The organism is Cupriavidus sp. 05T41 (assembly GCF_056396525.1).
Map to the genome: position 1 here is coordinate 46,444 of NZ_JBFTLQ010000055.1, position 6,772 is coordinate 53,215.

The 6,772-nt window shown below is 70.3% G+C and carries 5 protein-coding genes; 2 read left to right on the forward strand and 3 right to left on the reverse strand.

Translation table 11 applies throughout. The features are described 5' to 3' along the window. Positions 1-80 precede the first annotated feature (80 nt). Positions 81-1,286: a CaiB/BaiF CoA transferase family protein gene (locus tag AC1DKV_RS27215; RefSeq protein ID WP_477138380.1), complete on the reverse strand. Its 1,206-nt coding sequence runs from the start codon at positions 1,284-1,286 to the stop codon at positions 81-83. A gap of 156 nt (positions 1,287-1,442) precedes the next feature. Between AC1DKV_RS27215 and AC1DKV_RS27220 the strand changes: the two genes are divergently transcribed. Next, the gene (locus AC1DKV_RS27220) at positions 1,443-2,336 is read left to right on the forward strand and encodes a LysR family transcriptional regulator (RefSeq protein WP_477138381.1); all 894 of its coding nucleotides are present in this window, start codon (positions 1,443-1,445) and stop codon (positions 2,334-2,336) included. Between the two features lie 69 nt (positions 2,337-2,405). On the opposite strand, the gene AC1DKV_RS27225 is transcribed toward AC1DKV_RS27220, so the two are convergent. After that, positions 2,406-3,557, reverse strand: coding sequence for a helix-turn-helix transcriptional regulator (locus AC1DKV_RS27225; RefSeq protein WP_441622267.1), 1,152 nt, complete (start codon positions 3,555-3,557; stop codon positions 2,406-2,408). 318 nt (positions 3,558-3,875) lie between these two features. After that, positions 3,876-6,164, reverse strand: a complete 2,289-nt coding sequence (locus tag AC1DKV_RS27230; RefSeq protein ID WP_477138382.1) for a mechanosensitive ion channel family protein — start codon at positions 6,162-6,164, stop codon at positions 3,876-3,878. A 284-nt stretch (positions 6,165-6,448) separates the two neighbouring features. Between AC1DKV_RS27230 and AC1DKV_RS27235 the strand changes: the two genes are divergently transcribed. Then, positions 6,449-6,772: DUF3761 domain-containing protein (locus AC1DKV_RS27235; RefSeq protein ID WP_477138383.1), on the forward strand; the 324-nt coding region annotated here is incomplete at its 3' end.

Genomic DNA, 6,772 nt, shown 5'->3' on the forward strand with positions numbered 1-6,772 from the left:
GCGGAAGATGGAACTGTGCTGTCCGGCACCGCTTCCGGGCTTGCGTTCAGGGTCTCTGCCATGATCCGGGCGCCGGATTCTCAGGCCTCGGCGGCCGGCGCGCAGTATGCCGCGCCGGCTTGCCCAAGCGCGTCGATCTGCGTTTCGCTCAGCCCTGCCTCGCCMAGCAGGCCGCGGGTATGCTGGCCCAGCCGCGGGGGCAGGCCGGGCACCGCGCGCTGGCCGTCGAAGCGCACCGGCGCGCCGGGAAAGCGTAGCGTGCCCATGGCCGGATCCTCCAGCGTGTCGAAGAATCCGGTGGCCTGCAGGTGCGGGTCGTCCACGAGATCGTCCAGCCCATTCACGCGGGCGACCGGGATCTGCAGGGTCTCGCACAGCGCCAGCCACGCGCCGGTGGTGCGCGCGCGCACGATCTCGCCGGTCAGCTCGTAGAGCGTCTCGATATGCTGCGTGCGCGCGGCGATGCCGGCAAAGCGCGCATCGGCCGCCAGGTCCGGGCGGCCGGCGGCGGTGAAGAAGTCACGCCAGTGCGCATCGGTGTACGGCATCATGCAGACGTGGCCGTCGGCGGTCTGGTAAGGCCGGCGCAGCGGGGCCAGCACGCGCGGATAGCCGGTCGGGCCGCGCGGCGGCTCGAAGTGCTGTCCATACAGGTGTTCGACCAGGTTGAAGGCCGTCATCKACTCGAACATCGGCACTTCCACCAGCGTGCCCTTGCCGCCCTGGCGCTCGCGCCCGGCCAGCGCCGCCGCGATCGACAGCGCCGCCACCAGGCCGCTGGTCTTGTCGGCGGCGATGGTGGGGAAGTAGCGCACGGTGCCGGTCTGCGCCGCCATCAGGGCGGCGTTGCCGGACAGCCCCTGGATGATGTCGTCGTAGGCCGGGCGGCCGCCGTAGGGGCCGTCTTCGGCAAAGCCCAGCAGGCTCACGTAGACCAGGCGGGGATGGCGCGCCATCACGGCAGCGGGGTCCAGCCCCAGTCCCGCGAGCTTCTGCGGGCGCATGCTGTGCACGAATACGTCCGCGCTTGCCAGCAGCCGCTCCAGCGCGGCCTGCGCGGCCGGCTGCTTGAGGTTGAGCACCACGCTTTTCTTGCTGCGGTTGACGCCGAGGAAGATGGCCGACATGCCGTCCTCGGCAGCCGGGCCGGTGTGCCGCGTGGAATCGCCCCCGGGCGGCTCCACCTTGATCACTTCGGCGCCCAGGTCGGCCAGCCACTGGCTGGCATAGGGGCCCATCACGACCGTGGAAAGGTCGATCACGCGCACGCCTGAGAGAGGCAACATGCTGGACGGTCTCCTGATCTGTTCTGTGTCTTTCCCGGCGCCCGGCAGGCCAGGCCTGCGCGGCCGGCGCGACATCGGATGGCAACAGGGTAGATCAGGCGAGAGCTTTGCGTCTAATATTAGATTTTTAGTATCCGATACGTTTGGGATATCACCGTGGACCTGCGCCAGCTCCAGCAGTTCGTCGCTCTCGCCGAGACCGGCAACTTCCACCGCGCGGCCGAGCGCCTGCACATGGCGCAACCGCCGCTGTCGATCTCGATCCGCAAGCTGGAGGACTCGCTCGGCACCCCGCTGTTCGTGCGCACGTCGCGCGGCGTGCGGCTCACGCAGGCGGGCGAGGCCGCGCTGCACGACGCGCGCCGCGCGCTGTTCCATGCAGCGCAGGCACGCGCGGCCGCGGTGGCCGCGGCCCATGGCGAACGCGGCGCGCTGCGGGTGGGCTTTGTCKGCTCGGCCACTTATGCGCTGCTGCCCAGGCTGATCCCGGCCTTTCGGGCAGCCCATCCGGGTATCGAGCTGATCCTGCACGAATCCACCTCGGCGTCGATCCTGGAGCGGCTCGAGCGCCACCAGCTCGATGCCGGGCTGGTGCGCTTCCCGATCCTCCAGGCTGGCGGCTACACGCTGATGCCGCTGGAGACCGACGAGTTCGTGGCCGCGGTACCGGCCGACAGCGAATTCGCGCAGCAGGACACCGTGGCGCTCAAGGCGCTGGCGGCAGAGCCCTTCATCATGCATCCGAGCGCCGATGTGCCMAACCTGCAGGCCATCGCCATGCTGCTGTGCCAGCAGGCCGGCTTCGTGCCGCGCGTGACGCAGGAAGCGGTGCAGGTGCAGACCATCATCAGCCTGGTGGAAAGCGGGCTGGGCGTGGCGCTGGTGCCCAGCGTGGCGGCGCGCTATGTCAACCGCCGCGTGCGCTTCCTGCGCCTGAGCAGCCCGCGTCCGTCGGCGCGCATCGGCATCGCGCTGGCCACGCCCGCCGACAGCGACGACCGGCAGGTCCAGCGGCTGATGGCGGTGGCGAGGCAGACAGCCGCGGCTTAGCGGCCTTGGGGGAGGATGTCCGGCAGAAGCCGTKACCGGGAAGGGGGCKGGCGCGGGGCGGGCGCGGGCTCAGGCCGGCGGCGCGCCGCGCGCCGGCGCCACCCGCTCCAGCGCCACGCCCGGCAGCAGATGCAGCAGCCGCACCAGCTCGCTCTGGCGATGCGTGCCGGTCTTGCGCAGGATGTCGCGGATATGCACGCGTACGGTGTGGGGGGAGACGAACTCGTGCTCGGCGATCTCGCTGAGGGTCTCGCCGGCGGCAAGCCGGATGGCGACCAGGCTTTCCTTGCGCGACAGGCCGAACAGCGAGGTCAGCACCGAGCTGTCCAGCACCGAGCGCGACTCGGAATTGCCCATCAGCACCATGGCGAACGGCAGTTGCCAGGGGCCCTCCACCGGCTGGCGCGAAACCAGCGGCAACACGATGATGGGCACCGGCTGGCCGCCCGACGTGATATGCATCCAGGAGCCCGCCGCGCGCTCGGGCCCGTGTGGCTGCATGGCGCGTTCGAGCAGCTTGTGCAGGGTGGCTTGCAGCGCCGGCTCGCGCGGCCGGAGCACGCCATTGTCCAGCGCGAGCTGGCTGTCGGCCTGCACCAGCGCCTCCGCCCAGATATTGGCGTAGCGCACGCGCATGTCGGCCTGCAGCACCATCACGCCGAAGTCGAGCGTATCGAGCCCGGCCAGGCCGAGCGCCGCCAGGCCGCTCAGTTCGGCATTGCGCTGCTGCATGCGCGCGGCGCGGGCCCAGTGCGGCAGCACGCGGGCCAGGCGGCTGCGGCGGTGCGCGGAGCCTTCCATGCCGTCGAAGCGGATATCCGGGGACTGGCCGTCGCCCGATCCGCCCATCAGCACGCACACCTCTTCGGTATCGAGCAGGCGTACGCCGCGTTCGAGGTCGGCGCCGTGCGCGTAGTGCGATGCGTCCTCCATGGGGCCGCCGGCATGGGCGCCGGCCAGTGCGTGCGACGGCAGGGTGGCCAGCGCGCGCAGGTCTTCGGGGATATGCGCGCCCTGCGCCGAGAAGCAGCCGTGCGGGGTCACGCCGAGCCGCGCGCGCCCGGCCACCTTGTCCCAGACCAGGTAATGCGGGCTCTCGGTGCCGGTGTAGCGCGAGAAGAGGTCGAGCGCCTGCGGCATGGCCGTGACGTCGAGCGCGGACTCGTAGATCGAATCGATCAGGCGGTGAAGATCTTCATCCGCCGACGGATGTTCGCCCATGGTGTTTCTCCCCGGTGGCTTGCGCCAGTTCTGCCAAGTACTCGCTATTATTTTTGGTTTGCTGGTACGGCTGGCTCGTGTCGGCCGGCTTCACTGTGGCCATCGCCACCGGACGGGATCGGCCCGCCGCACATGGCGAAATCCGGGCTGCCCGCGTTACCGCGTAGCGGCATTATGCGCATCGGTGCATAACTTCGCAAATTGCGAATGTTGTTTCCCCGATGCATATGAATTTTTCAGCGCTGAAATGTATCTTCGGCGTAACATGGGGCACGGACCGTACCCGTTTCTGCGTACACGCGAAGCCCGGCCCGGCGCTCAGCCATTCCCGGGTGCGCTMGCCGGCAGCGCGGCGGCGGCCGCGCCGGCCTGCGCAGCCTGGGCGCGCGCCGGCGCTGCGCCATCGACCTGCACCGTCACGCGCTGGGTAGCCATGCTGATGCCGTTCTGGTCGAACTTGCGCTTGAGGCGGACATTGAAGGCGCGCGTGATTTCCGCCTGCGTCAGCGGCCGCGTCTTGAACTGGGCCAGCACCACCGAGCCGCCGGGATCGAAGCGGTCCAGGCCGAGGATGTCGAGCCCGGACAGCAGGTTGCGCGCATAGCGGAAATCGCGCGAGACCTCGTTGCCGGTTTCGCGGATCAGTTCCATGGCGCGATCGAGATCGCTGCCGTAGGCCACGCCGATATTGAAGACCGCGAAGGCGTAGCCGCGCGACAGGTTCTTGATGGCCTTGATCTGGCTGTACGGCAGCACGTGCAGCGCGCCCTTGCCGTCGCGCAGCTTGACGGTGCGGATGGTCATGGCCTCCACCGTGCCGGCGTGGTCGGGCAGCTCCACCGAATCACCGATGGCGATGGAGTCTTCCACCACGATGAACAGGCCGGTGATCAGGTCCTGCACCAGGCTCTGCGCGCCGAAGCCGATCGCCAGGCCGACCACGCCGGCGCCGGCCAGCAGCGGCGTCACGTTGACGCCGAGGTTGGCCAGCACCACGATCAGCGTGATCACCAGCAGCGCCACGAACAAGGCGTTGCGCACCAGCGGCAKGATGGTCTTGGCGCGCAGGCTCGGCGCCGGCCCGCGTCCGTGCGCGGGCGTCAGCGTCTGCGTGATGGCGGTATCGATCAGCAGCCAGACCAGCCACGCCAGCAGCACCGTGGCGGTCACGCTGAACACCGCTTCGCCGATGCGCCGGCCCACCGGCGATGATTCCATGATCGACAGTAGCGAGGTGCCCCAGATGCGGCTGCCCAGCTCGAAGTACGCGAACCAGATCACCACCMGCACCACCGCCTTGGCGAAGCGCCCGAAGCGCGCCACATAGGCCGAGCGCTGGCGGTCGCGAAAGCGCGGCGCGCGGCGGGTAGACTTGGGCGAGCGCCCGCTCACCAGCGTCAGCAGCAGGGCGGCGACGAACAGCGCCACCGAGGCCACGGTGCGCCGCAGGAAGATGTCGGCATTGCCGGTGGCCAGCAGCGTGCCGGCCACCGAGGCCACCACCACCGCCAGCACCGGCAAGTGCCAGGTGGCCCCGATCAGGCGCAGCAGGTCGGCCACCCCCGGATACGCCTGGCGGAACGCAAGCGGGCGGTTGGTGATGAGCTGGCCGATCTGGCGGCGAAAGCGCAGCGTGAAGCAGCCGATCAGCAGGGCCGCGGCGATATTGGCCACGGTGGAGACCAGCGCCKACAGGTTGGTGCCGAGCGAGGCGACCACGCGCGCGTCGGTGGCCACGTCGCCCAGCGCCGCAAGTGCGCCGGTGGCGAACAGCAGGCCGCGCGAATGCCGCAGCAGTTCGCGCACCGCGCGGGCGCGATGGGCCGAGCTGAACAGCGCGAAGATGACCTGGCACACCGCGCCGAGCACCGCGCCGGCCGCCACCGAATAGGCGATCACCATGCCGGCCATGCTTGCCGGCGAGCGGTTGAAGACGCTKACCGAGAGCAGCATGGCCAGGCCCAGGGCCAGCACCCACGGAATCACCCGGCGCAGCATGTAGAGCCCMACGTCCATCCAGGATGGCACCGCCGGCAGTTCGGCGCGCGGGGTGTGCTGCACCAGCCGGTGGCGCACGCGCTTGCCGGTCTCCCACAGCAGCCAGCCGGCCAGGAACCACGCTGCCAGCACCGCGCCGAATTCCCTGAGCGACTGCGAGGCGGGCCGGCTGCCATTGACCGTGAGCGCCATGCGCCACTCTTCGACGGCGAATTCGGCGCGCCAGCGCCAGTAGTGCCATGGGCCCATGTCCTTGCGCAGCTTGTTGTCGAGATGGTCGACCGCCTCCGCCAGCGCGCCCAGCAGGCCGGGCTTCGGCGCCGACGCATCGCTGGCGCCCACCCCCTTGCGCAGCGTCTGCAACTGCTCGACCAGCGCCTTGCGGTCCTTGTCGCTCTGCAGCGTCGTGATGACCTGGTCGAGCGACTGCGCGAGTGGCTCGCTGGCCGCGGGCTGCGAGGCCGGCGCGGCCGTCACGGCCGCTTGCAGCGCGGCCAGGCCGGGGGCKGCGCTCGCCGCTGGCGCGAGCMAGGCACCGGCCAGCGTCAGCCACCATGCCGCCAGCAGCCGCATGGCGATCGTTGTCGACGGTCTGTTCAGTAGCGTCATCGCAGGAGCGTGGTGAGCCTCCGGCCGCGGCCGGACATGCCTGACACTGTAGCGCATTGCACAAACGGCGCGCCTTGCGGCGGGGGCAGCCGGCACCACATCGGCCCGGCGTCAACGCAAGCGTGCCACGGGCCGTTGAGTGGAGTATTGCCTGCCGGGCAGATGGCGGCTGCGCGTGCCCGGCGCCGCCGTCTCCCCGATCGCGGCCGCGGTCGTTTCGTTCTGGTTGTTTCTGGTTGTCGTTTTCGATGTTCCCAATGGCATTGTCACTGCAGGAGCCCGTCATGCCCGCMACGAAAGCCACGAAGTCCGCAGTCGCTGTCTCCGCMCGCCCCCCMGGGCAAGCCTTGTTCATGCGCCTGGGCCTGCCCATGCTGCTGGCCGCCGCCGTGTGCGTCGGCGTGCCGCTGCTGGCGCGCGCGCAGACCGCGCMGGCGGCGCAGGCGCCCACTGGCATCTGCAAGGACGGCAGCAATTACTTCGGCGCCACCAAGCAGGGCGCCTGCGCCGGCCACGGCGGCGTGAAGGAGTGGCGCGGCGCCACTGCCGCCAGCGCGCCGGCGGCAGCAGCGGCACCAGCGGCACCAGCGGCCGCGAAGGCCGCCGTG